The 23,973-nt window shown below is 67.4% G+C and carries 21 protein-coding genes and 1 pseudogene; 8 read left to right on the forward strand and 14 right to left on the reverse strand.

Annotated elements, in window-relative coordinates; all coding sequences use genetic code 11:
* Nucleotides 1-2: 2 nt before the first annotated feature.
* Nucleotides 3-581: an isochorismatase family protein gene (locus ON40_RS44980; protein ID WP_040831940.1), complete on the reverse strand. Its 579-nt coding sequence runs from the start codon at nucleotides 579-581 to the stop codon at nucleotides 3-5.
* A 295-nt stretch (nucleotides 582-876) separates the two neighbouring features.
* On the opposite strand from ON40_RS44980, the gene ON40_RS44985 reads away from it, so the two are divergent.
* On the forward strand, nucleotides 877-2,361 hold the full coding sequence (locus tag ON40_RS44985) for a FadR/GntR family transcriptional regulator (protein WP_040831942.1): 1,485 nt from the start codon (nucleotides 877-879) through the stop codon (nucleotides 2,359-2,361).
* Nucleotides 2,362-2,471: 110 nt separating this feature from the next.
* Here ON40_RS44985 and lhgD read toward each other — a convergent pair whose 3' ends face one another.
* The gene (gene lhgD / locus ON40_RS44990) at nucleotides 2,472-3,689 is read right to left on the reverse strand and encodes an L-2-hydroxyglutarate dehydrogenase (RefSeq protein WP_040831943.1); all 1,218 of its coding nucleotides are present in this window, start codon (nucleotides 3,687-3,689) and stop codon (nucleotides 2,472-2,474) included.
* A gap of 116 nt (nucleotides 3,690-3,805) precedes the next feature.
* Nucleotides 3,806-4,546: a cytosine permease gene (locus ON40_RS49030; protein ID WP_051194567.1), complete on the reverse strand. Its 741-nt coding sequence runs from the start codon at nucleotides 4,544-4,546 to the stop codon at nucleotides 3,806-3,808.
* A 326-nt stretch (nucleotides 4,547-4,872) separates the two neighbouring features.
* On the opposite strand from ON40_RS49030, the gene ON40_RS45000 reads away from it, so the two are divergent.
* The gene (locus ON40_RS45000; protein WP_040831945.1) at nucleotides 4,873-6,564 is read left to right on the forward strand and encodes a DUF885 domain-containing protein; all 1,692 of its coding nucleotides are present in this window, start codon (nucleotides 4,873-4,875) and stop codon (nucleotides 6,562-6,564) included.
* Nucleotides 6,565-6,646: 82 nt separating this feature from the next.
* Here ON40_RS45000 and ON40_RS45005 read toward each other — a convergent pair whose 3' ends face one another.
* On the reverse strand, nucleotides 6,647-7,099 hold the full coding sequence (locus ON40_RS45005) for a MarR family winged helix-turn-helix transcriptional regulator (RefSeq protein ID WP_040832116.1): 453 nt from the start codon (nucleotides 7,097-7,099) through the stop codon (nucleotides 6,647-6,649).
* A 188-nt stretch (nucleotides 7,100-7,287) separates the two neighbouring features.
* On the opposite strand from ON40_RS45005, the gene ON40_RS45010 reads away from it, so the two are divergent.
* Nucleotides 7,288-8,157 (forward strand): NmrA family NAD(P)-binding protein, encoded by an 870-nt coding sequence (locus tag ON40_RS45010; protein ID WP_040831946.1) that lies wholly within the window; start codon nucleotides 7,288-7,290, stop codon nucleotides 8,155-8,157.
* A gap of 67 nt (nucleotides 8,158-8,224) precedes the next feature.
* On the opposite strand, the gene ON40_RS45015 is transcribed toward ON40_RS45010, so the two are convergent.
* From ON40_RS45015 to ON40_RS45035, 5 genes are all read right to left on the reverse strand, one after another.
* Nucleotides 8,225-9,646: an acyl-CoA reductase gene (locus ON40_RS45015; RefSeq protein WP_040831948.1), complete on the reverse strand. Its 1,422-nt coding sequence runs from the start codon at nucleotides 9,644-9,646 to the stop codon at nucleotides 8,225-8,227.
* Nucleotides 9,643-10,992 (reverse strand): hypothetical protein, encoded by a 1,350-nt coding sequence (locus ON40_RS45020; RefSeq protein WP_040831949.1) that lies wholly within the window; start codon nucleotides 10,990-10,992, stop codon nucleotides 9,643-9,645. Before ON40_RS45020 ends, ON40_RS45015 begins: the two co-directional genes overlap by 4 nt.
* A 151-nt stretch (nucleotides 10,993-11,143) precedes the next feature.
* Nucleotides 11,144-11,962, reverse strand: a complete 819-nt coding sequence (locus ON40_RS45025) for a sugar phosphate isomerase/epimerase family protein (RefSeq protein WP_040831950.1) — start codon at nucleotides 11,960-11,962, stop codon at nucleotides 11,144-11,146.
* A 25-nt stretch (nucleotides 11,963-11,987) separates the two neighbouring features.
* Nucleotides 11,988-12,770: an SDR family NAD(P)-dependent oxidoreductase gene (locus tag ON40_RS45030; protein WP_245568276.1), complete on the reverse strand. Its 783-nt coding sequence runs from the start codon at nucleotides 12,768-12,770 to the stop codon at nucleotides 11,988-11,990.
* A gap of 372 nt (nucleotides 12,771-13,142) precedes the next feature.
* Nucleotides 13,143-13,634: a DinB family protein gene (locus ON40_RS45035; protein ID WP_040831952.1), complete on the reverse strand. Its 492-nt coding sequence runs from the start codon at nucleotides 13,632-13,634 to the stop codon at nucleotides 13,143-13,145.
* Nucleotides 13,635-13,953: 319 nt separating this feature from the next.
* On the opposite strand from ON40_RS45035, the gene ON40_RS49035 reads away from it, so the two are divergent.
* Complete coding sequence (locus tag ON40_RS49035) at nucleotides 13,954-16,968, forward strand: DUF6924 domain-containing protein (protein WP_051194568.1); 3,015 nt, start codon at nucleotides 13,954-13,956, stop codon at nucleotides 16,966-16,968.
* A 31-nt stretch (nucleotides 16,969-16,999) separates the two neighbouring features.
* Here ON40_RS49035 and ON40_RS45045 read toward each other — a convergent pair whose 3' ends face one another.
* The gene (locus tag ON40_RS45045; protein WP_157186823.1) at nucleotides 17,000-17,890 is read right to left on the reverse strand and encodes an SDR family oxidoreductase; all 891 of its coding nucleotides are present in this window, start codon (nucleotides 17,888-17,890) and stop codon (nucleotides 17,000-17,002) included.
* Nucleotides 17,891-18,226: 336 nt separating this feature from the next.
* Here ON40_RS45045 and ON40_RS45050 point away from each other — a divergent pair, with 336 nt between their 5' ends.
* From ON40_RS45050 to ON40_RS45065, 4 genes are all read left to right on the forward strand, one after another.
* A complete protein-coding gene (locus ON40_RS45050; RefSeq protein ID WP_040831955.1) occupies nucleotides 18,227-18,883 on the forward strand; it encodes an O-methyltransferase in 657 nt (218 codons plus the stop codon).
* A gap of 104 nt (nucleotides 18,884-18,987) precedes the next feature.
* Nucleotides 18,988-19,644 carry a TetR/AcrR family transcriptional regulator gene (locus ON40_RS45055; protein WP_040831957.1) on the forward strand — a complete coding sequence of 219 codons (657 nt, stop codon included), beginning with the start codon at nucleotides 18,988-18,990 and terminating at the stop codon, nucleotides 19,642-19,644.
* A 38-nt stretch (nucleotides 19,645-19,682) separates the two neighbouring features.
* Complete coding sequence (locus ON40_RS45060; RefSeq protein ID WP_040831958.1) at nucleotides 19,683-20,924, forward strand: cytochrome P450; 1,242 nt, start codon at nucleotides 19,683-19,685, stop codon at nucleotides 20,922-20,924.
* 386 nt (nucleotides 20,925-21,310) lie between these two features.
* Entirely contained in the window at nucleotides 21,311-21,637 is a 327-nt protein-coding gene (locus ON40_RS45065; RefSeq protein WP_040831960.1) for a hypothetical protein, read from the forward strand.
* A gap of 379 nt (nucleotides 21,638-22,016) precedes the next feature.
* On the opposite strand, the pseudogene ON40_RS50975 reads toward ON40_RS45065, so the two are convergent.
* The 4 genes and pseudogenes from ON40_RS50975 to ON40_RS45085 all read right to left on the reverse strand — a co-directional run.
* A pseudogene (locus ON40_RS50975) lies at nucleotides 22,017-22,290 on the reverse strand (aconitase family protein); the annotation flags it as partial.
* Nucleotides 22,291-22,378: 88 nt separating this feature from the next.
* Entirely contained in the window at nucleotides 22,379-22,579 is a 201-nt protein-coding gene (locus ON40_RS45075; protein ID WP_040831963.1) for a hypothetical protein, read from the reverse strand.
* Between the two features lie 123 nt (nucleotides 22,580-22,702).
* Nucleotides 22,703-23,215, reverse strand: a complete 513-nt coding sequence (locus tag ON40_RS55335) for a BON domain-containing protein (protein WP_245568277.1) — start codon at nucleotides 23,213-23,215, stop codon at nucleotides 22,703-22,705.
* Between the two features lie 52 nt (nucleotides 23,216-23,267).
* Nucleotides 23,268-23,870: an Rv1733c family protein gene (locus ON40_RS45085; RefSeq protein ID WP_169542019.1), complete on the reverse strand. Its 603-nt coding sequence runs from the start codon at nucleotides 23,868-23,870 to the stop codon at nucleotides 23,268-23,270.
* Nucleotides 23,871-23,973: the final 103 nt, after the last annotated feature.

A 23,973-nucleotide genomic window follows, 5' to 3' on the forward strand; every position in this document is an offset into this window, starting at 1 on the left:
ACTCAGGCCGTCGCGGAGGTCTGCTCGAGCAGGGCGAGGATCTCCTCGGTAGTCCCGGTTTCGCCGAGGGACGGGAAGATCCGGCTGACGCTGCCCTCGTGCGCCTCGACGCTGAAATCCGTCATCGCATCGGTGGCCAGGGTGACGTGGTAGCCGTGCTCGTACGCCTGGCGCGCCGTGGACTCGACGCCGAAACTCGTCGCGATACCGATCACCACGACCTGGGTGACCTCCAGTTCCCGCAGCAGCCGGTCCAGTTCCGGGTTCATGAATGCGCCCCAAGCCTGCTTGACCAGCTCGTAGTCGGAGTCCTGCCGATTCAACTCCGGGATGAGGTCCGCCGCATCGGCCGGTGGGCGCGGACCGTCGGGCCTGCTCAGCGATCGTTCGGTGCGTCCCGGAGCCATGCCGGTGGCGCGGACCAGGATCACCGGCAGCTTCCGCGACCGGAACGCCTCGGCCAGCCGAGCCGCATTGCCCGCCACCTCGGCGACCGGATGTGCCAGGGGCAACGCCGCGACGCCCTTCTGTAGATCGATGACGATCAGGGCCGAATGCGGATCCAGTACAGTCAGCGACACGGTGACTTCCTCTGCGGGACTTGGGAAAAGACTGATCCGACGGTCACTCTACGGCAATCGCCCGCTCGGGACGTGCCAACAAAGTCCTCCCGGGCCGCGCCGGCCAGCTCAGCGGGGACCTCGCCGTCGTAGGCGAACGCGTGGCCGTCGTCGAGTTCGACCCGAACAGTCATCTCGGCCCGGCGAAACAGTGGCCCGTAATCCAACTCGTCTCACCAGCGGACCACACGTCACGCCCGCCTCGGTCGCTCCGCTGACTACACTGAGCATCCGCAAACCACCCCGAGGAGTGTCCATGGCGACTGCCATCGAGACCGAGCCCGCAGACGGCGAGCCGCGTGTCGAGACCGAAGCCGTGGGCGGCAAGCTGGCCGCCCAGATCGCGCACCGCATCGAGGAAACCGTCATCCGGCAGGGCTGGCCGGTCGGCGAGACGCTGGGTTCGGAAGTCGGGTTGCGCGAGCAGTTCGGGGTGAGCCGGTCGGTGCTGCGCGAGGCGGTGCGGCTGGTCGAACACCATCAGGTCGCCCGGATGCGGCGCGGACCCAACGGCGGCCTGTTCATCTGCGCACCCGACGCCGGTCCCGCCACCCGGGCCATCGTCATCTACCTGGAATACGTCGGCACCAGCGTCGCGGATCTGCTCGAGGCCCGGCTGCTGCTGGAGCCCATCGCGGCGGGCCTGGCGGCCGAGCGGATCACCGAGGAGAGCATCGAAACCCTGCGCGCGATCCTCGCGCAGGAGTCCGCACGCCGGGAGGATCCGGGGGTCTCCTCCGAGGACCCGCTGCATCTCATGCTGGGCACATTGTCCGGAAATGCGGTGCTGCAGTTGTTCATCGACGTGCTCACCCGCCTGACCGCCCGCTACGCGCACACCTCCCGCAGGCTGTCGAAGGCGGAGGTCGCGGAGTCCAAGACGGTGGCGCACGAGGCGCACCGCGCCGTCGCCGACGCGGTGATCGCGGGAGACGGCGCACGCGCCCAGACCGAGCTGACCGCGCACCTGGAATCGGTGGCCGCGTGGATCGAGAAGCATCGCGTGCGACGCACCTCCCGGATCAAGGGCGCGGTGGTCGAACCCCAGGTGGTGGAGGGGCCCGGGGCCAAGCTCGCGGAAATCGTCGCGGGCCGGATCCATGAGGACATCGCCGCGCGCGGCTGGCAGGTCGGCATGGTGCTGGGCTCCGAGGCCGATCTGCTGGCCCGCTACGGCGTCAGCCGCGCGGTGCTGCGGGAGGCGGTGCGGCTGCTGGAGTACCACTCGGTGGCCCGGATGCGCCGCGGACCGGGGGGCGGGCTGATCGTCGCGGAACCCGAAGCGCAGGCCAGCGTGGACACGATGGCGCTGTACCTGGAGTATCAGGGCGTCACCGCCGCGGATCTGCAGACCGTGCGCAACGCCATCGAACTCGGCGTCGTCGCCCGGGTGACCGAGCGCCTGGCCGAGGGCGATCCGGAGGCCGCCGAGCGGCTCGGCCGGGCCGTGCGCTGGCCGTCGGAGGGACCGCCGGAGGATCCGCGCAAGGCCGATCGGTTCCACACCGAACTGGCCGCGCTGGCGGGCAATCCGGTGCTGTCGCTGTTCCTGGCGATCCTCACCGAACTGTTCCGACGGCACGCGGCCGGAAACGAACAACCGCTGCCCGGTGCGCGGGCCGCCGACGAGGTCGAACAGGCGCACGGCCGCATCCTCGACGCGATCCTGCAGGGCGACGCCGGGATGGCGCGGCACCGCATGCGCCGTCACCTCGACGCCCTCACTCCCTGGTGGCACTGAAAATCCTTGTGGCACAAACATTGGCGAACCATCACCGAATCCGATCGGCCGACCATACCTGAGCTGCGTCGCGGATCCGTCCGGAAATCCGGCAGGGTTCCGGCCACGCCCTACCGCTGGATCGGCATATCCAAGCGGCCGAACGCTTCTCGCACGATGTGTTCGGCGATGGCCAGCGCGGACGTCGCGCCGGGCGACGGGGCGTTGCGCACGTGCACGGTTCGGGCGGTGCCGCTGATGGCGAAATCGTCTTCCAGACTGCCGTCGCGGTTCATCGCCTGGGCCCGGACTCCTCGCGGTCCGCGGTGCACATCCGACGTCGTGATGGCCGGGACGTAGGCCCGGGCCTGTTCCACGAAGGATCGGGTGCTGAACGCGGTGCGCGTCTCGCGGATCGCGGCGGGGATGTTGCTCGCCGCGAATCGCCAGAATCCGGGAAATCCGATGGCACTCACGGTGTCCGGGAACGAAATCCGGCCACGGCGGTACGCCTCGCGACCGAAGGACAGGAACGCGTTGGGGCCCAGCACGACGGTGTCGTCCACAGTGCGGGTGAGGTGTACGCCAAGGAACGGGTACTTCGGGTCGGGGACCGGATAGATGAGCCCGTTCACCAGATCCGTCTTCGCGGCATCGAGCACGAAATAGTCACCGTAGAACGGCACGATCCGCGGATAGGCGGCTTCACCGGAGGACACCGCCAACCGGTCGGATTGCAGTCCGGCACAAGCGATCACGAGATCGAACGATTCCGCCGAGCCGTCGCTGTGCACCAGAACCTCACCGGAGCGCTCCTGAATCCGGGTCACCCGACGACCGAGCCGGACGGTACCGCCGGGCGTCTCGATCTCGGTGGCAAGGGCCCTCGCCACCGCCGGGTAATCCACGATGGCCGTCTCGGGTGAGTGCAGTGCCGCGAGGCCGCGTGCGTTCGGTTCGATGTCCCGGATTTCCTCCCCCGAGATCATCCGGATCCCCGGAACACCGTTGGCCACAGCACGTTCGTGGATGCCCCCCAGCCGCACCTGCTCCTCGGTACTCTGGGCGACCACGAGTTTCCCGCACTTGTCGTACCGGATGTCGTGGCGGTGTGTGAATTCCTCGAGGAGTCCTACCCCGCGACGGCACAGCGCGGCCTTGAGACTCCCCGGCTCGTAGTACAGACCCGCGTGGACCACACCACTGTTGTGACCGGTCTGATGCGTGCCCACCGCCGTCTCCTTCTCGAAAACGGTGACCTCGGCGTCGGGAGCGTTGCGGACGATCTCACGTGCCACGGCCAGACCGATGATGCCCCCGCCGACGATCGCGGTCTTGTGCACGGACATGCAGCTGCTCCTTTCTCTCCGAGCCGGAGGAGTCTCAACGGTATCTCCTGTTTCCCCCTGCCGTATCCGCACCCGGCGAGCACCGCACCGCCGCCCTGCGGGAACACGTGATCTGGTCAGCTCCGGACCCGGGCGTCGACCACTCCGGGCTGATTGTCGTTGTGTCCGACCGGATTCGGTTGGGCGGGCGGCCGAACTCGGTGCAGGACCCCATAGCCCGGTGTGGCGATGACCAAGGCGACGAGAATCCCGAGGTCGCTGTTGCCCAGACTTCCGGCGCGAGCCGTCGGGGTGAACAGATAGCCGAGCAGCGGGCCGATCTGCGGGTCGGGAGAGGAGTACAGGCCGATGATGGAGCCGGACACGAAGCCGACCAGTGCCAGGATCAGGTACGGCACGAGAAACCAGGTCGGCAGATGGGTCGACAGTGCGGCGATCGGATCGGTTTCGGCCATGGCCGCGATCTTCGGGTCACCGGAGGCGAGCAGTGTTCCGAATCCCATCGACACGACGGCGGGTGCGGTGCCTCCGAAGGTGGTCCAGCCGACCAGTGCACGCTTGCCGGATTCGCGTGGCAGGTATCGGGTGTAGTCGGCCGCGGTGTTGACCCAGCTCAGGCCGAGCAGGCTGGCGATCAGCAGGACTCCGCCCGCGAACGCGCCCACGCCGGCTCGACCATGGGTCTCGAACGAGATATTCGGCATCGTCAGCGCCATGTAGACGACGGTCAGTGCGGTGAACGTCAGCGCGAACCACTTCCGGATCCGCAGGATCACGTGGCAGCCGTACATTCCGACCACCGCACTGGCGAGGATGACCGTCACGAGGATGGCCACCATCAGCGGCGTGGTGGACATGTTCGGATCGAGCCGCCGCGCCACTGTCGCGCGCCGCGAGGGTTCACGTACGTGCCGCCAGTCCCATTATGCGCTCTTGTTCATCGTGCTGTTAAACAACGACTCATTATATGACGGCCTATGCACCGTTGACATGATCGTTGACGTAACATCGTTGCGCCACAACGAATCCGGCAATGCTCGAAAACGCCGAGATCGGTGTAATGGCAGCGGCACTCGTCGCTGCCGTCGCCTCGGCCGTAGCTCTGACACCGACCGATCGCCATATCAGGATCTGAACCGTCACGGACGTCGCCACATCCGGTCGCGAGGACGAGGATGGACGGATGTCGCAAACCACGAATCCACTGCCCCGAGAGGTCGCCGACGCCCATGTCGACGAGCTCATCGTCCTCGATCCGGTGACCGGCACTTACCTTGGCGTACAGGAGAGTTCGAGCAGACTGCCCGATCTGTCGCCCGCGGGTCAGGAAAAGCTCGCCGACCTGGCGCGGCGGACGCTGGCCCGGCTCGACGAAGCCGAGCGAGCGCCCGGCGCCGACAGTGACATCGAACGCCGGTGCGGTCGTCTGCTGCGGGAGCGGCTGACCGCGGAGTTGGCCGTGTACGAGGCCGGAGAGGGCCTGCGGCAGGTGGGCAATATGGCCACGCCCGCACATTCGGTGCGCGAGGTGTTCACCGTGACGCCGACCGAGACCGACCAGGACTGGGTCGCCATCGCCGAACGGCTGCGTGCCGTACCCGACGCGTTCGCGGGCTATCGCGAATCCCTCGCACTCGGCTTGGAGCGCAACCTGTTCGCGGCACCGCGCCCGACCGCCACCTTCGTTCAGCAGCTCACCGAGTGGTCGGATCCGGACGGCACCGGCCGCGGCTGGTTCGAGGACTTCGCCTCGGCGGGCCCGGAATCGCTGCGCGCGGACCTGGACGCCGCGGCCCGCACCGCGACCGCCGCCGTCGTCGAGCTGCGCGACTGGATGCGCGATGTGTACGCACCGGCGATCGAGGGCGCGCCGAACACCGTGGGCCGCGAACGCTATGCGCGCTGGGCGCGCTTCTTCAACGGCGCGGACCTCGACCTGGACGAGGCGTATGCGTACGGCTGGTCCGAATTCCATCGCCTGCTCGACGAGATGAAGCGCGAGGCGGAGAAGATCCTGCCCGGCGCCGAAACCCCGTGGGTCGCACTGGCATACCTGGACGAACACGGTAAGCACATCGAGGGCGTGGACGAGGTCCGCACCTGGCTCCAAGGTTTGATGGATCAGGCCATCGACGAGCTCGACGGCACGCACTTCGACCTCGCCGAACGAGTGCGGAAGGTCGAGTCGTGCATCGCGCCTCCCGGCGGAGCCGCGGCGCCCTACTACACCCAGCCCTCGGAGGACTTCTCCCGGCCGGGCCGCACCTGGCTGCCGACCATGGGGCAGACCCGTTTCCCGGTCTACGACCTCGTCTCGACCTGGTATCACGAGGGCGTCCCGGGACATCATCTGCAGCTCGGGCAGTGGGTGCACGTCGCCGAGAACCTGTCCCGCTACCAGGCCACCATCGGCGGCGTCAGCGCGAACCTCGAAGGCTGGGCGCTGTACGCCGAACGACTGATGGACGAACTCGGCTACCTCACCGACGCCGAACAGCGACTGGGCTATCTCGACGCCCAGATGATGCGCGCCGCCCGGGTCATCGTGGACATCGGCATGCACCTGGAACTGCCGATCCCCGCGGACTCCCCCTTCCACCCGGGCGAACGCTGGACCCCCGATCTGGCCCAGGAATTCTTCGGCGCACACAGCAGCCGCCCGGCCGACTTCGTGGAAAGCGAACTGACCCGCTACCTGACCATGCCGGGCCAGGCGATCGGCTACAAACTCGGCGAACGCGCCTGGCTCACCGGCCGGAACAACGCCCGCACCCGACACGGCGAGGACTTCGACCTCAAAGCCTGGCACATGGCCGCCCTCTCCCAGGGGTCCCTGGGCCTGGACGATCTGGTGGACGAGCTCTCCAAGCTCTGAGTCCGCAGTGCCTGCGCACCTCGATCACTCGAGGTGCGCAGGTCCGCCTCGTCCGGGCGGCGAGGCGAATCACCTTGCGCCGCTACGGTTCCGCGGTCAGTCGATCGTCCGTTGCCAGTTCGGTCAATTCGTCACGAAGCCGATCGGCACCCGGTGAGCCCAGCACCGCGACGACGCGGTCCTGGGCGGAGCGCCACAGCTCGAGTGCTCGCTCGAACTGCCGCCGCCCCTCCTCGGTGAGCGTGACGTTGACGCTGCGCCGATCCGCGGCGTCCTTGTCCAACCGCACCAGACCGTCGCGCTGCAACGGGCGCAACGAGTGCCCCAGACCCGAGCGGTCGAGTACGAGAGTCCGCGCCAGTTCGTTGATCGTGACCGGCTCGCCGTCGGCGAGTTCGGCGAGGATGGCGTACTGCGTCGAACGCAACCCCGCCGGGGCCAGCACCTCGTCGTAGAGCGAGGTCAACCGGCGCGATGCCTTGCGCAGCGCCGTGGCATAGCACTCGCGCGTCACCGAAGCTCGCGGATCCACCATCTGCACACCTCCGGTCCGTCGCGGATCCGCTGCGGATCCGGTCCTCGCGTACCAGGTCAACGTCGCGTATCCCAGCCGCATGCCCAAAGTACGGGCATGTGCCCCTGATAACAACGGGCATATGCCCCTATCTCCCGGCGTTACACGAGTCGGTTGCTCAGTCATCCACTCTCGGAAGGGACTCCGTCATGACCGGCCACATCCTCATCACCGGCGCCACCGGCAAGACCGGCGCGTACGCCGCGACCACACTCCTGGACCAGGGACAGCACGTTCGTGCCCTGGTACACCGCGCCGACACCCGGGCCGACCGGCTCGCCGACGCCGGCGCCGAGATCGTGGTCGCCGATCTGCTCGACATCGATGCCGTCAGCGCGGCCGCCGCAGGCATGGACGCGGCCTACCTCACCTACCCGATCGCGCCGGGCCTGCTCGAGGCCACCGCCACCCTGTTGCAGGCCGCCGAGGAGAACGACCTGCACGCCATCGTCAACATGTCCCAGATCTCCGCCCGACGCGATGCCGTCAGCAATGCCGCCCGCCAGCACTGGCTCGCCGAACGCATCCTCGACCACTTCAGCGGTGCGGTGACGCACATCCGGCCCACCTTCTTCGCCGAATGGCTCACCACCTTCTACGACCCGAAGACCGCACAACTGCGCCTGCCGTTCGCCGACGCCCACCACGCCCCCATCGCGGCCGAGGATCAGGGGCGCGTCATCGCGGCCATCCTCACCGACCCCGAACCCCACGCCGGGAAGACCTATCCCCTCTACGGCCCCGTCGAACTCGACCACCACCGGATCGCCGCCGCCATGAGCCGCACCGTGGGTCGCGAAATCACCTACGTGCCAATCGAACTCGACGAATTCCGAGCCGAACTCGAACAGCGGGGCATGCATCCCCATCTGGTGCAGCACCTGGTGAACGTCGCGGTCGACTACCGCAACGGCATCTTCTCGGGCACCGACGACACCGTCCGCAAGATAACCGGCATCGATCCGCTCACCGTCGAAGCGTTCACCGAACGAAACAAGCAGCACTTCGAGCAGACGTGAAGGCCGGTCAGCTCCCCGAAGTTCGGTTGCGGGACGAGCGAACCGCTCGCCCGTCCCGCAACGTGATCTACCGCTCCTCGACTCCGTCCTCGTGCGCCATCCAGTGCACGAACCGATGTAGCGGATACATCGCGTCGTGCGGGTTGCCGATGGTGCTGGGGCCCGCTTCGCCCAGGTGGACGATGCGTTGCGCACCGCCGCTGGCCAGCCGGTCGCGGTAGTCGGACATGCGGTCGAACGGGTAGAACCCGACCGTCTGCGTGGCCACGTCGACGTACCGCATCGCATCGTCGAGCGAGTCGACCCGAACCACGTTGGAGATCTTGTTGATCGGATGGAAGTCGACCGGTTCGTCCGAACGGATCACCAGACCGGTGCCGTCGGTCTTGCCGAACACCCGGAACTCGTCCAGCATGGTGAGCATGTCGACCTGATCCCGCAGTTCGCCGTCCAGCGGACGGGCGTCGCCGGAGGCCGCGGCCTTGGCCACGATGCGCGCGTGCAGCCGCTGCCCGAACCGGTCCACCTCGTCCGCGCCCGCCTCGACGAATACGAAACGGCTTGCCACACAGGCCTCTTGGTTGAGCACCATGACGTCGGAGGCGGCGAGTTCGGCGGCGATGTCCAGCGACTCCTCGGACTCGAACGCCTCTCGCCCCACCATCGAGATCGAGGTCTTCGGGTCGAAGGACACCAGCTGGAAACCGGGGCCCAGGTACTTGATCACGTTGTCGATGGCGTCGCCGCCGCCCCACGCCACGATCTTGTCGAAGTACTGCGGACGGTACAGCGCCCGCTCCACGGTATCGTCCCCGCCGCGCCAGTAGGCCGCCGACATCGATTGCACCACAGCGTGATCCGGATCGATATCGGCCATCGTGCGCAGGATCGCGACGGTGGTGAACGGGTCACTGGAGGACATCTTGAACAGGTTGACCGCCTTGACCAGCGCCCCCTGCGCGATCGACTTCACCGCGGTGCCGGGCGAATTGCCGGGCAGCACGTGCACCAGCCGCGGGGCGAAGGCCCGCACGAAACTCTTGCGGCCGGTGAAATCCCGCTTCGGAATCCACTCGTCCAGCGCCCGCGGATCGGGGAAGTTCTGCTCCACAACGGTTTCCAGCAGCCGCTTGTCCAGATAGTAGGCGGCGCCGGTGACCTGCGCCTGTAGCACCGAGCGCGGCAGTACATGGGTCGAGGTCATCCGGTCGATGCAGTCCTGCACGAACGGATTGTTCGGGTCGCGCAGGCGATCACCGGTCGCGACCAGGAAATCGATGATCTCCGCCAGCGGCACGTTCAGCAGCGGCGGCACCTCGGTGCGCGGGTGCACAACCTTGTTCAGATCGATGGCCGGGGTGGCGAAGGTGACGCCCAGATCGCGCGAACGATGCCGCGCAGCACCGCCCTCGACCAGCTCGCCGCGCAGGAAGAACGGTGCGGAAACAACGGGCTCGGAAGCGGTTTCGCGAATATCGGCAGTGGTCACGACAGTCCTCGCACATAGGCATCGACGGTTCCGGCGCAACCGATCTTGTCGTCACCGGCGATGTCCGCGTAGCGGACGATATTGTTGCGCACCGACGGACCCTTTGCCCCACAGGCACATTGATCGAAATCCAGCGAGATCTTGTCCCCGGTGATGACTCCGCCCCAGCGTCCGTCCAGGGACAGATCGAAGAATCCGGCCCGGCCCTCGACCTCGCCGGAGGCGTGCGGCACCAGGGCATCACCGGACTCGTCCAGGATGATCGGCACCACCCACGGCGGCACGTGGTACCGATCGCCCTTCTGGCACTTGGGCATTCCGGAGTTGAGCTCCTGCATCGAGTAGTTCTGGAAGTCCCGGTTGTGCGGGATGTTGAACGTCTCGTGCACGAACTGCTGGTAGTCCGGCGGCAGCTGAGCACGTTTGAGACCGCCGCCGACGTAGATGCAGTTGTCCGGATGGAAATCCGCTGCCGCATAACCACGTTCGCGCACCAGCTTGGCGACCTGGTACAGCGCGTTCCACATCCCGCCGATGTAGAGCTTGTCCGCGCGGTATTCGATGAACGCCTCGGCGGCCGCGACCAGCGCGTTGTCCAGCGACTCCTGACGCTCCTTCGAGGTGCGTTCGAACGCCACCAACTCGGCGGGCGTGGCGGTGCCGTCGGCCATCTTCTTGCGCAGCACCACCATCATGGTGAGCGCGCCGACGGTCAGCGGCGAGATCGGCAGCCGGAACCGCTTCTTGTCCGGATCACCGAACGCCGCTTCCTGGGCCTCGCCGCTGATCAGATTCTTCGGCACCGCGGCAGTCGGCGCGACGCCCATCATCCGGCGGTCCCGGCCCGGCTGCACGCCCGAACCCCAGGAGAAGACATTGACGGTGTCCTTGCGGGACCACGCCATATCGCGCTCGGAGGCCAGCAGCATCGCGGATTTGCCGGTGGTGCCGCTGGAGCAGGAGACGTAGTGACCCGCGGCCTGCAAGCGCGCGATCCACTCATCGATGTCGCCGATATCGGAGGTCTCGATCGGCGCGATCGGATACGGGGAGATGGTGCCGAGCCATTTACCCAGCCGGTCCCACCGCTCATCGATCAGGAAGCTCTCCGGATAGCTCTTGTAGGCGGTGTGCGGAAACAATAGCGGCACAACATCTTCGAAGGCGTCGACCGCGGTGACACCGGCTTCGGCGGCCCGGTGGCCGAGGAGCCTGATCCGGTCCTTGCGGTCCTGGAACCGCTCGTCGATCGCCTCGATCTGCGTCTCGCGCAGATCGGCGTGCGAGTGGTCGAACCGGTCCTCGGCATCGACGAGTCGCGTCAGTTTTTCTATAGCTGAGCCCACAGGGAGCGTCCTTCCTCTGTTGCCGTCGGTACGCGTCACACCAGGTTCAGTAAATGGCATCTCATGCGTATCATTATTCGCGCAAACTGGGTTTCGGCGCAAGAGGCAGCGCGAAAGGGCTGTGCCGGAACGGATCTCGTCGACGACGGTGTCAGGCAGGCAGATTCGCGAGGAGGCTCCGCGCTGCTCGCACACACGGCGCGAGTCGTTCCTCCGGTCCCATCCCGGCCGTCATCCGACTACGCAGGGGGACCTCGAGTCCGAACACCCGGTCTGCGGGCAACGCCGCCAAGACCTCCGACAGACCCAGCTCCCCTTCGCCGGGCACCATCCGCTCGCACATCGCCTCTTCGAAGTAGTCCTCGATCCGGGGCGTCCACAGCGCGTCGGACACCTGGACGTAGCCGATCAGGGCGGGGTCCAGGGCCGCGAGGTCCTTCGGGCCCGCCCCGGAGCGGACCAGATGCATGGTGTCCACGAGCAACCGGAACCGAGGGTCATCGACGTGCTCGATCGCGGCCAGCGCGATGGGCAGATCACACACGGCCAGGCACGGCGCGAATTCGAGTGTCGTTTCCAGATCTCGCCGGGCGGCCATCGCGTGCAGCGCGGCGAACTGGTCGAAGCTGCGCACCAGATCGTCGTCCATGCTCACGACATTGATGCGGGGCGCGCCCAGCTCGCAGACGATGTCCAGATCCTTGTCGTACCGGACGGCATCCACCCCCGGCCGCACGACGAATCCCTCCGCCAGCGATATCGACACCCCTGCCGCGTCCATCGCATCGATCATCCGCCGCCGCAGCGCACGATCCTCGCGCAGCGAATACTCCGGGTAGTAGCGCTGCCCGTACGGGAACGACGCCAGTCCGGCCGAGATGTGCCGACATCCGAGTCGTGCGGCCAGTTCCACGAATTCGACCGGCGGCAGGTTGAATACGCTCGCCTTCTCGATCCCCAGCTCGGCCATCGGGCCTCCTCCAGCACGGGCGCGCTCACGCGCCCAGCAACTGCAACCCTCCGTTGACCGCCAGCAGCTGCCCGGTCATGAAACGCGCGCCGGAACCGGCCAGGAAGACCATCACCGGCCCGAGATCCGCACGCGGATCACCGAGTTCGCCGCGCAGCGGCATGGTCTGCCGCAGGCGGTCCCGGAACGCAGTCGCGGCGTCCGGGCCCAGGTGCTCCCACAGCCGTTCCGCACCCGGGGTCGCCATCGCGGGCGCAAGCGCGTTGACCGTCACACCGTGCGGACCCCAGGCGGTGGCCGCCGATCGGGTCCACGCCTGCACACCCGCCTTCGCCGCCGCGTAGTGCGGAGCCATCGGATTGCCCCGGATCGCCTCGCCCGAACCGAGATTCACGATCTGACCGCCGCCGCCCCGCATACGCGCGAATGCGGCTTGATTCGTCAGGACGGTCGTGCGCAGGTTCGCGTCCAGGACGAGCGTCAGCTCGTCCTCGGTGAGCGTTTCCGGTGTACTGGGCCGCCACACCCCCGCCGCATGCAGCAGCACGTCGAGCCCGCCGAGGATCTGCACGGCCGCATCGAAGGCGTCCTCGACCGAACCGCGATCCCGGGCGTCGCACTGCACCCACGCGCACGAGCGCTCCAGCTCGTCGGACGGACGCGTGTGGTGGAACAAGCCGACGACCCGCGCTCCGGCTTCGGTGAAACACGCCACCGCCGCCGCACCGATCCCGGTCGCGGCTCCCGACACGATGATCCGCCGACCGGCCAGCGGCCCGTCCGGGCTCGCGGGCAACCCCTCGTCCACCACTGACCGGCTCCCTTCGACATCCTGCCGACATATTGCCGCGCGAAGTCTCACGGCCAATTCATTGCACTATATCAGTGCGTCATCGAGGGTAGATCGATCAAAATCGACACCAGAGCCATATTAGGTGCCCTTTATATCCTCCACTGTCGCGGAGTTGAACTCACGCCACTCGACACCGGTCGCAACGCCCCACACCCCTCCGGTTGCGGGCTCGCGGCCGTGACACACGAATAACAGTCGTCTGGAGGCCACCTGTGCCGCGGACGCGGCTGGGTCACCAGTGACGGCGGTCGCGAAACCTGCCCGGACTGCCATGCGCAGGCTCTACCCGGAACTCGGAACTACCCCGAACAGCTCGCGCGCTGGTGACTATCGCGGGTGTTCGATCTGCTCGCGCAGGATGTCGGCGTGGCCGCAGTGTCGCGCGAGGTCCTCGATCACGAACAGGTAGATGAACCGCAGGTTGACCTCGCCGAGGCCGGGGTGCGTCCGGATCTCGTCGAGCTCGAATTCGGCGGCGATCGCGCGCGAACGCTCGTTGACCCGCTCGAATTCCGCGATCACGTCGGCCACGGTCTCGTCCTCGCCGACGACGAAACTCGCATCCCCCGACGTCGTGCCGCCGTCGCAGTCCGGCTTGGGGATTCCGGCCAGAATGTGCTGAAACCAGATCCGCTGGGCGACCGCCGCATGTTTGACCAGTCCGATCGGCGTGGTCACCGACGCGACCAGCCGACGACGGGCATCCGCCTCGGACAGCCCGCGCAGCGTGTTCGCCAATTCGGCCCGATTGCGATCGAGTACCCCCTCCAGCAATCGACGCTCACCACCGATGGTGACCACCGGTCTCGTCCAGGTCATATCCACTCGATTCTCTCGGCGTCGTGGATCGGCAGGGGCGGAGGCGAATTCACCGCGGCCGAACCGGACCGTCCTTCGTGTGCACATGATCGCAGATCCGATTCCGGGACAGGGCGCTGACCGGGGCGAATGCCACTCGGCGGGAATGTGTCGGTGCTCGGGCCTATGCTCGGTCCCGCACACGGATATCGGCCCGCGCACGAGCATCGTGTTCGGTCGCCGAGATCGGGCTTGCGGCAACAGCTTTCGCCGAGCCATGGGTATGTCGTCGTGCCGCCGTGGACTTCGTTTCGGCGTCCGGATGTGATGAGGAGGATCGGTGGGGTCGGTGTCGGATGAGGTGTCCGCGTTCGCATTTCGGATGTGGCGGCGTGCCCGGGGGTCCACGCGATGGGAGCCCGCGGCACGGCTGCTGGTGTGGGTGGGCGACGACGATCGCGCGGTGCCCGCACGGCTGTCCTGGGTCACTCGGGACGGGGCCCGCTCCGCGCTGGGTTTCACGCCGGACATGGCGAGCTGCTACGGGCATCGACAGGACGGCGGCGAGGTGCAGGAGTTGCGGGGCGAACTCGACGACCGGCCCGCACCGGCTACCTTTGCCGCGCGTGGGTACGAGTTCGACACCGAGACAACGGATCTCGACAATGCAGACGCGGCCGGGCGGTTACGGATCCTGATCGACGACGGCAGCGCGGCCGAGCCGGGCTCGGTGGAGTGGTCGAGCGGATCGGGTCACGCTTGTTCGATCGTGCTGTTGTCGCGGGATGTCGGCGACCTCGTCTCGGGCGTTCGGGCCAGTGCCGAACATCGTGACGCCGACGAGGTGGCCGCGAATCTCCTTCGCGACTCGACCGACAAATGGTTCGCCGGGCAGCGCCGGGCGACCCTCGAGTTCCAGCTGTCCGAGCCGATCGCGGTCGATCACTACATGCTCACCTCCGCCAACGACGCACCCGACCGCGACCCGTCGGCGTGGACGCTGCGCGGTTCGGCGGACGGGCGGCGCTGGCGCATCCTCGATACCCGCTCCGGCCAATCGTTCCCCGAGCGGCACCACTCCAGGACCTACCGGATCGCCGAGCCGTGGTCCTGCACGCACTATCGCCTGGACATCACCGGCAATCACGGCTCACCACACCTCCAGTTGGAGACCGTGCGATTCCTGGTCGACGACGGTTTCGTGGGCTTTCGGCACCCCACCGGGCACATCCCTGCCCCCTACCGCGGCACCGCCAGGGCGCGAGCGTCGTCGGCGGCATCTGCTGCGACGCTGCTCGGCGGGTCGGCGGCAGCGAAATCCGGCGGCACGGCGGCATCCACGCTGAACAACGCGACAGCAGCACTGGCGGGCGATGCGACGGGATCCACGCTCAGCCGCGCGGCAACCCCCTTCGCCACACGGGTGCTGCAGCCGCTCTCCCAGCGATCGGAGCAGGAGCACACACCGATGCAGGTGCAGGAGAGCCTGCCGACAACGCACGGCTCAGCACCGTCGACACCCGCTCAGCTGCACTCGGCCCCGGCGACACCGGCTCAGCTGGACTCGTCACCGTCAACTCCCGCTCGGGCGGACGCCGCACCCGAGATCCGGCCGGGCGAGTCGTCGCAATGGCAGCAGGGAGACTCGTGGCTGCCGTTGGGGGGCGGCCTGTCGATGCAGTCACTGACCTCCCCGTCGGGGCGATTCACCGCACTGCACTCACCGTATGAACCGTCGTTCGCGGTGCGGGACAACCACACTCGCGATCGGGTGTGGATCAGCGATTCACCGTCGTCGAGCTTGCTGTGCCTGGGGCCCGACGGCGACCTGGTGGCCTGGGACCACCACGGCAACCACGTGTGGAGCACCGGCACGGCGTGGCTGGGGGTACAGCGGCTGGAGCTGCGCGACAGCGGTGAGCTGGCCCTGATCGATGCGGACGGTGCGGTGGTGTGGAGTTCGGGAATTCCGGACGTACCCGCGGGCTACGCACCCCGCCCGGCGCCCCGGGGATCGACGTTGCGCCGCGGCGAGAGCCTGTACGGCCAGTCACTGACCAGCGACGACGGGTCGACCGTACTGTTTCACGACGGTCGCGTGGCACGGATCATCGTGCACGGACGCACCTCGCACTGGGACGAGTTCCCCGGCACCGAGAACGTCCTGATCCTCGACGACGACGGGTTCCTGTACCTGCGCGATCTGAACGGCACTGTGCTGCACCAGATTTCCGGGCCCGGCACCGAGCTCGTGGTCGAACGCGGCGCGGCCGAGCTGCGCGACGACACGGGGAACCTCGTGTGGACCTCGTGCCCTCGCTCGCAGCGACCGGGCCCGGTCCGGGCGCCGGGGCTGGCGCAGGAGGCGGCCCTGACAGCCTGGTTCAGCGCGCTGATCGGCGACGGTCACTGCATAGCGGTGGCACGGGACACCGCACCACAGGAGATCCTCGGGCAGCTCGGTGTCACCCCGGTGACGGGAACCTGGACCGATCTCCAACGGCACAGGGACGCAACGTATCCGGACGGCGGAACCATCGTGGCGGCCCTCGCGGTGGACTCGCACGTTCTGCTGCTGGCCGACGATCCGGATCTGCCGGTGACGGCACTGGCGCCGTGGGTGGCAACCGTGCGACAGCAGGACGAGGACTGCGGTTTCGCGGCGTTCAGCGTCCATCAGGACGGTGAACTCGTCACCGAACTTAGGGAATTCCCGCATCGCCGCAAGGGAATCCGGACGCCGGAGGTCGCCACCGCACTGACGGAGCTCGTGCACGATCTGGACCTGCGCACGCTGCTGTTCCGCACGGCCGGAATCGTCCCTGACGCAGCCGAATTGGGCGGCGAGCTGCTCGGCGGCGTCCTGTCCCCGAAGCCCGAGCCCGAGTCCACGAGCGCCGCGCCGCTGTTGGTGATCGACGGATGGGAGAGTATGACCCCGTTGGTGATCCGCACCGACTTCACCGACGACGATGCCTGGAATCGCGTGATCGAGCAGATGCGCTCGCCGTGGATGGACAACGATCCGGTGGACCCGCACCCGATCACCGATCCCCGATTGGCCGGAGCCCCCGCCGAACAGGTGCTGCACGAGGTGTGCGAAGCACTACCCCAACCGGCTACGCCGGGAGCGATATTCATCGCCGACGAGGTCACCATGCGCGAGCCCGGACACCCCCTGCTGGCCGTGACGACCGAGTGGGACGGCCGGCCCTTCGAGGACGATGACGAGGAGTTCATCACCCAGTTCCGCCTGTTCCCCGACGCCGCGATCGAGATCAGCACGAACCTGGACCTGGCCAATATGGACTTCGAGGACTTCGCCGACGAGGGGGTGTACGAGCGCATGACGTGAGCGCGGGGTCACCTGGCGTCTGATGTCGAACTCAATTGGTGGGCATCGTGATTCCCCCGTCTGCGACCATGCGCTCACTGAGTTCCCAGAGCCGCCGGGCCGACTCGTCGTCGGTCGCGGCCGCGGATGCGGTGGCGGGCTTGCCGTTCGCCCAGTAGCCGCCATTGGTCGATACGACGTCGCCGCTGGTGGCAACCTGGATCACCGTCTCCGCGCCCTGTTCGGGCGACCTGCCGAAAATCCGTGCGATCGGAATCGTGAGGATGCTCATCACGCCGCCCATATGACTGTTGTGGTAGAAGTTCGACGCGACGAAGCCGGGATGCACCGCGGAGGCGTGCAGCCCGGATTCGCCGAAGCGGTGCGCGAGTTCGCGAGTGAACAGGATCTGCGCGAGTTTGGCGTTCGCGTAGGCGGGCAGGCCGCTGTACCCGTGCTCGAAAGTCGGGTCCTCCCAACGGATTCCCTTGGTGTACTTGTGCCCGTTGGAGCTGACGTTCACCACCCGGGCCGGCGGATCGCGCCGCAGGTGAGCCAGCAGCAAGCGAGTCAGCGCGTAGTGCCCGAGGTAGTTGGACGCGAAGGTCTCCTCCACTCCCTGCGCGGTGAGCCTGCGTTCGGGCACCGCACCACCGGCGTTGTTGACCAGCACATCGATGCCGTCCGTACTCGCGATCAGCTCACCCGCACACCGCTCGACGCTGCGCAGATCGGCCAGGTCGAGTTCCACCGACCGCACCGAATCGTTACCGCTGAGCCGCCGCAGTTCGGTCACCGCATCGCGCGCCTTGACCGGGTTGCGGCAGGCGAGAATCGTCGTCGCGCCCCGGCCCGCCAGATCCGCAGCCACCGCCCGCCCGATACCGCTGTTGGCCCCGGTAACCACCACGACCCGACCTGCCCAGCCCTGTTCGTCCGCCATCATCACCCTCCTACGCGCCCACATCGTTCGGCTGCGAACGCCCTGCCGACCGACGCAGGATAGCGCAACACCGAATCGCACGCAGACCCCGAAGACAGATCATCTGCACTCGAATTACTTAGCAGCCCAACAGATCTGGATGCCCTGGAACAACACTTCCGCCCCAGCGCCCGACGCCCCCGCTCACCAGCGACCCCGGCCGCACGCGACGAGCACACCTCGACGCACCACCCCGTGACGAATCCGGACCACCGTCGAGCAGGTGGCGAGCAGCACCGGGACTCCCTACCTTGGTCGGTGGCGCCGCACCTTCCCACGGATGACAAGGATCCCGATATGAGCAATACCCTCACGAGTTCCCCCGCCGCCGACGTACTCGCACGGCTGTACACGAACGCCGAACGCAGCCATCGCGAGCATCAGGAACGCCTCGCCGCCGTGCCGCCCGAGCAGCGGCCGCAGACCACCAACTCCCGCGAATTCTTCGCCGCCGCAAAAGATCTGTACATGGCGGTGCGTCCCGACACCAGTCGGCTGCTGTACATCCTGACCCGCACCCGCCGAGCCCGCACGATCGTGGAATTCGGCACCTCGTTCGGGGTGTCCACACTCTGCCTGGCCGCCGGGCTGCGCGACAACGGCGGCGGCCGGGTGATCGGCACCGAATACGAGCCGACCAAGGCCGCCGCCGCTCGGGCGTCCCTGGCCGAGGCTGGCCTGGTGGACCTGGTGGAGATTCGCGAGGGCGACGCGCTCGAGACCCTCGCCGGCGATCTGCCCGATCAGGTCGACATCCTTTTCCTGGACGGGGCGAAGGAGATGTACCTGGATGTCGTGAAGCTCGTGGAACCGAACCTGTCCCCCGGCGCACTGCTCGTCGTGGACAACTCCAACCGCAGCCCGGAATTGCTCGCCTACCTGCGCGACAGCGAGGACTACCTGCCCACCGCCGTCGCCGACGACGTCACCGTGGCACTGCGCACCACACCGTAATCCCCCGTGCACCTCGATGACCCGGCAGCAGATTTACGTCAAACGTTTGACTTAGAACGAGCCCGACACGTTTACTGGTTGTAGGGACAACCTGGAGGAATCCGATGCCGGGTATCGAGGCGCGGACGACACGAGCCGACAGGACGCGGGAGTCGATCCTCACCGCCGCCGAGCGGCTGCTCGCCGAGCAGGGAGTGGCGGCGGTATCGAGCCGCCGGGTCAGTGAGGCTGCGCGACAAGGGAACAACGCGGCCGTGGGCTACCACTTCGGCAGTAAGGCCGACCTGCTGCGGGCGATCGTGCGCAAGCACACCACGGCGATCGAGCAGATCCGATCGGACCTGCTCGCCGCTGCCGCGGACTCCACCGAACTGCGCGACTGGGTGGCGTGCCTGGTCCGCCCGTACACCGAACACCTTGCGGCACTGGGTAATCCTACCTGGTACGCCCGCTTCGCCGTACAGGCGATGACCGACCCGACGTATCGGGAGATCATGACCGACGAGGCGTTCAGCGCACCGTCGTTCCAGCAGACCGTCGAAGGCTTGAACCGGTGCCTGCCCACGTTGCCGTTGCCGGTGCGCCTCGAACGTCAGGAGATGGCGAGCCATCTGCTGCTTCAAGTTTGCGCCGAACGCGAACGATCGCTCGCGCGCGGCGTGCCGCCGACCCGCCGCAGTTGGGCGGACGCGGCGACAGGTTTGATCGACGTGCTCGTGGCACTCTGGTCGGCGCCGATCACCGAATTTTCCATTGAATAAAAATTGCTGGGAGACAACAGAATCCGGGAGACTAAAGCATGACGAGCACCATCAACTCGGTCGAGGACGGCACGCCGGAACTGTCGATGTTCCCGATGCCGCGCGCGGCATCGGCCCCGTTCGATCCACCACCCGAACTCCGCACCTTCCAGCAGGCAGGTCCGCTCCGCAAGGTCAGGCTGTGGAACGGCGAGTCCGCATGGCTGGTGACCCGGCACGCCGAACAGCGACAGCTGCTGGCCGATCCACGGGTCAGTGCGGACATCAACAGCCCCGGCTACCCCCACCAGACTCGGCTCGACACGACCGCCGGGCCGCGCAGGGGGCTCAGCTTCATCTCCATGGACGACCCCGAACATATGCGCCTGCGGCGCATGGTCACCGCGCCGTTCATGATCAAACGGGTGGCGGCGATGCGTCCCGCGGTACAGCAGATCGTGAACGAACTGATCGATGACCTGTCGGCGAGCCCGCACCCGGTCGACCTGGTCGACGCGTTCGCGCTGCCGGTGCCCTCGCTGGTGATCTGCCGACTGCTGGGCGTGCCCTACGCGGACCACGATTTCTTCCAGACCAACACCAAGATCGTGATCAAACGCGACACGCCCCCGGAGGAACGGTCCGCGGCCACCCTGCGGCTCCAGGAGTACCTCGATGACCTGATGGGTAGGAAGATCGCCGACCCGGCCGACGATCTGTTGTCGGAGTTGGCCATCGAGCGGGTCCGCACCGGCGAGTTGTCCCGCGAACAGGCCGCCGACATCGCACGCCTGCTGCTCATCGCCGGCCACGAGACGACCGCGAACATGATCGCGCTCGGCACGCTGGCGTTGCTGCAGCACCCCGACCAACTCGCGCTGTTGCGCAACACCGACGATCCCGCCACGGTCGCCGACGCGGCCGAGGAATTGTTGCGCTACTTGAACATCGCGCACACCGGGCGACGCCGCGCGGTGACGGCGGATATCGAGATCGCCGGTACGGTCATCCGCGCGGGCGAAGGAATCATCCTGGTCAACGAGATCGCCAACCGCGATCCCGCGGTGTTCACCGATCCGGACCGTCTCGACATCCGACGTAAGTCCAAGCAGCACGTGGCCTTCGGCTTCGGCGTCCACCAGTGCCTCGGACAACCGTTGGCGCGCATGGAATTACAGGTCGTCTACGGCACCCTGTATCGCCGCCTGCCCGGCCTGCGGCTGGCGGTCGATTTCGATCGCATCCGGTTCAAGCACGACGGATTCGTCTACGGCGTCTACGAACTCCCCGTCACCTGGTGAGATGATTGCGCGGCGGAATGCGGGGTAGCCGCCGACCATGACTCGCCCGTTGCCACCGACTCCCGACCCCGCGCCGCCACAGCCCGTCCCGGACCCGCCCCCGGAGCCGCCGATCCCGGCCCCGCCGCCCCCGGACCCGTACCCGTCGCGGCCCGAACCCGAACCGCGCCCGGTGCTACCGCCGGTGCCCGACCCGGCCCCACCCGCCTGGTCACGGCGCACCGACCCGCCCTGCTTCCACCAGCGTCGGATACCCCAACCGACGTAGCGCGGGTCCAGGCCGTGTGATCGGTCGTGGCATGTGTCGATCGCCGATGAGCGGGTAGGCGGGCGGTAGTACCCCGGCGGACCCGATCCGCGGGTCCTGCCACGACAGGAGGTGTGTCATGCCCAAAGCCTGGACCGACAAGCAGGAACGCGAGTACGAGCACATCCGCGACTCGGAGCAATCCCGGGGCGCGAGCACCCGGCGGGCGAAGGAGATCGCCGCGCGAACGGTCAACAAGAACCGCGCGCAATCCGGCCGGACGCGCACCGCAAGCCGCTCCACGATCCAGGACATGTCGCCACAACGCCGCGGCGGACAGCGCTCCCACTCGGGCGCACAGGGGCCCACCCGCGACCAGCTCTACAACGAAGCACGACAGCGCAAGATCCAGGGCCGCTCCAAGATGAACAAATCTCAGCTCGCGCACGCCCTGGACCGCGACTGACCTGCTACGGCGGCGATGTGCCGGACCGGATCACCGCGACCGGGCCAGCCGCGGGATCAGCCCACCGGCCAGCACATCGCCCACTTGACAAGCCGACCAGCGATGACCGACGCGGAACGAACGCCCCTTTCGGCAGGTTGCGCACCGCCAGTGTGTCCCGGGCGGGCAGTGCCAGGACACCGAAGTTGGCCAGGTTCTGCCAGTGGATGCGGGCGAAGGGTACCGCGATCACAGCTTCACCCGGATCGATGCGTCGTATCCGGAACGGGCACAACAGATCACGGATTCGGGCCATATCGTCGTCCCCGATCGTCGTCCTTGGCCGAACACCATTGGCCGAACACCATTGCGGCAGTTCACCTTCCAGCCGCACACCTCACACACGAGGCATCCGCCGCCGGAGCGGGTGGCCCGAAATCGCCAGCGCCACTTCCAATCCGCCCACACCGATCGCGAGCATTCCCAGTGCACCGGCGGCGGGCGTGTGGGAATCCGAGCCCGCCATGGTCTTTCCCGGCACACCGAACCGTTGCATGTGGGTCGGTTGCCCGATCAAGGTCGAGCGCCTCCAACTCCTGCATCACCACTGTGCCGCTTGCGTCCTGGGTCAGCGCTTGATCGGTGCGGATCGCGATCTCCGCACCCGGCGTCATCTCACCGGACACCAGGTGCGATCCGATCAGCTCGTGCGCGCGAGTGTGGCGCCCATGACCGCGGCTCCTTCCCTTCCCGGGTGGGCTGTCAGCGGGCGCCGTGGCTGTGTCTGCCACCCTTGGACTTGGCTTCGGCGGGCTGCGCCTGGGCACCCTTGCGACCTGCCTCGTGCGGGTCGGCGCCATTGCGCTGACCGAAACTCCCGCTGCTCGCCCGGCCGCCGCGGCGGGCCTGTTCCTCGGTATCCGAACGGTTCCCGAACTGACCGGGATTGTTCTGGTCTGCCATTACGGAACCTCCTTCAAGGTCGGAATGCGACGCGGTGACGAACACCGCGCCCGTGGCTCCGATTGCCACAACCACGCGCTACCCGACCGCTCCCGAAGTTATGCACCCGAATACCGACCCGAATCAGTCGAGCTGTTCATGGCTGGCTGGGACATCCGGCGTCGTCACCCGAATATCGTTGTGCACCAGCAGTTTCGGTGCATGCTCCCGCACGATGTCCTCGAGTTGCCGACATCGTCGCGAACTGGCCACCTCACCGCACAGCACCACCGCGTTGTCCCGAACGCTCACCCGGACACCGAGTTCGGCCGTTCGGGGGTCCTCCGCGAGGGCTCGGCGAAGGTTGGCCGCCGAGTACTGGGGCGAGAGGTCGTCGGTGGTGACATCGCCACCGTGGCCGATGTGCAGATCGTCGAGCAGGCCCAGGAACGCTCGCGCACACGGCGACATCCCGGCCCGCTCGGCCACCCGCGACCAGTCCACCTGCTCTCGCAATTCGCGGGCGGTCCGCAACAGTCCGGTGTGTTCGAGCCGGGCCGCGCACCCCCGCGCGACAGCGAACGGAATCTTCGCACTCAGCAGGGTCTTCGCGACCCGGGTGGCCGAGTGCAGGAGCCGATCGATCCCTGTGTGCATACCCGCCTCCTACCCTTCGGGGACCGGGTTGTTCGCCGGGACGCACAGCCCGCTATCCGCGATTGACCTCCCGGCTCAGACCACGCCACTCGCGAGTCCAATCGGCGCGGCGGCGGATTTCGAGCAGTGAGTACAGCACGGCCAGCACCGCGCCCACGACGAGGGCGACGCTGCCGAAGACCTTCATGGCCCGGTCCACGCCGTCGCCCAACGCCAGATCCGTCGGTGACAGATCGTGCAGCGGACGGCCGTCTCCGCCTACTCGCACCGGAAACCGATCGCCGGGCCTGGCAGTCGAGGGGACGTCGATCGTGGCCGTGTGGGTGTGCCCGGCCCGAGTCCACACGACCTGTGTCTGCCATGTCCTGACGGCGGCGACACTGTCCTGGCCGACCACCGTGGGACGTTCGGTGACGGTTCCGGCGACCGTGACCGCCGAGGCGATCACCGCGCGTTCGTGCACGAGAGCTTCATCGTAGCGAGCCGTTCCCGCGTGCACAGCGAATGGGATGGCGGCGAGCAGCAGCACGACCGCGACGATGCGGGCCCCCGCCTCCCAGCGGTCCGAGGCCCGCATCAACGGGTTGGCGCTCCAGGGTGCGGTGCGCCATAGTCTGCGTGGCAGAGATGGGCGGTTCGTCACGTCGATTCCCATCTATTCGGATTTTCAGTTCATGCTGGGTGGCCCCCGAAACCACCCGCCGACACGCCCCCGGGGCCTCGCCATTGAGCACCTTCGTCATCATCGACGATAGCGA

Source organism: Nocardia jiangxiensis NBRC 101359, from assembly GCF_000308615.1.
Classification (GTDB): Bacteria; Actinomycetota; Actinomycetes; order Mycobacteriales; family Mycobacteriaceae; genus Nocardia; species Nocardia jiangxiensis.

What these genes read in the sequence shown, in the direction of transcription:
- ON40_RS45035 (WP_040831952.1), bottom strand. Translation starts at nt 13,634, where the DNA reads ATGACCTGGACGAGACCGGTGGTCACCATCGGTGGTGAGCGTCGATTG.
- ON40_RS45000 (WP_040831945.1), top strand. Translation starts at nt 4,873, where the DNA reads ATGTCGCAAACCACGAATCCACTGCCCCGAGAGGTCGCCGACGCCCAT.
- ON40_RS45085 (WP_169542019.1), bottom strand. Translation starts at nt 23,870, where the DNA reads ATGGGAATCGACGTGACGAACCGCCCATCTCTGCCACGCAGACTATGG.
- ON40_RS45055 (WP_040831957.1), top strand. Translation starts at nt 18,988, where the DNA reads ATGCCGGGTATCGAGGCGCGGACGACACGAGCCGACAGGACGCGGGAG.
- ON40_RS49030 (WP_051194567.1), bottom strand. Translation starts at nt 4,546, where the DNA reads ATGTCCACCACGCCGCTGATGGTGGCCATCCTCGTGACGGTCATCCTC.
- ON40_RS55335 (WP_245568277.1), bottom strand. Translation starts at nt 23,215, where the DNA reads ATGCACACAGGGATCGATCGGCTCCTGCACTCGGCCACCCGGGTCGCG.
- ON40_RS45075 (WP_040831963.1), bottom strand. Translation starts at nt 22,579, where the DNA reads ATGGCAGACCAGAACAATCCCGGTCAGTTCGGGAACCGTTCGGATACC.
- lhgD (WP_040831943.1), bottom strand. Translation starts at nt 3,689, where the DNA reads ATGTCCGTGCACAAGACCGCGATCGTCGGCGGGGGCATCATCGGTCTG.
- ON40_RS45025 (WP_040831950.1), bottom strand. Translation starts at nt 11,962, where the DNA reads ATGGCCGAGCTGGGGATCGAGAAGGCGAGCGTATTCAACCTGCCGCCG.
- ON40_RS44985 (WP_040831942.1), top strand. Translation starts at nt 877, where the DNA reads ATGGCGACTGCCATCGAGACCGAGCCCGCAGACGGCGAGCCGCGTGTC.
- ON40_RS45005 (WP_040832116.1), bottom strand. Translation starts at nt 7,099, where the DNA reads ATGGTGGATCCGCGAGCTTCGGTGACGCGCGAGTGCTATGCCACGGCG.
- ON40_RS45065 (WP_040831960.1), top strand. Translation starts at nt 21,311, where the DNA reads ATGCCCAAAGCCTGGACCGACAAGCAGGAACGCGAGTACGAGCACATC.
- ON40_RS45050 (WP_040831955.1), top strand. Translation starts at nt 18,227, where the DNA reads ATGAGCAATACCCTCACGAGTTCCCCCGCCGCCGACGTACTCGCACGG.
- ON40_RS45060 (WP_040831958.1), top strand. Translation starts at nt 19,683, where the DNA reads ATGACGAGCACCATCAACTCGGTCGAGGACGGCACGCCGGAACTGTCG.
- ON40_RS45045 (WP_157186823.1), bottom strand. Translation starts at nt 17,890, where the DNA reads ATGGCGGACGAACAGGGCTGGGCAGGTCGGGTCGTGGTGGTTACCGGG.
- ON40_RS45010 (WP_040831946.1), top strand. Translation starts at nt 7,288, where the DNA reads ATGACCGGCCACATCCTCATCACCGGCGCCACCGGCAAGACCGGCGCG.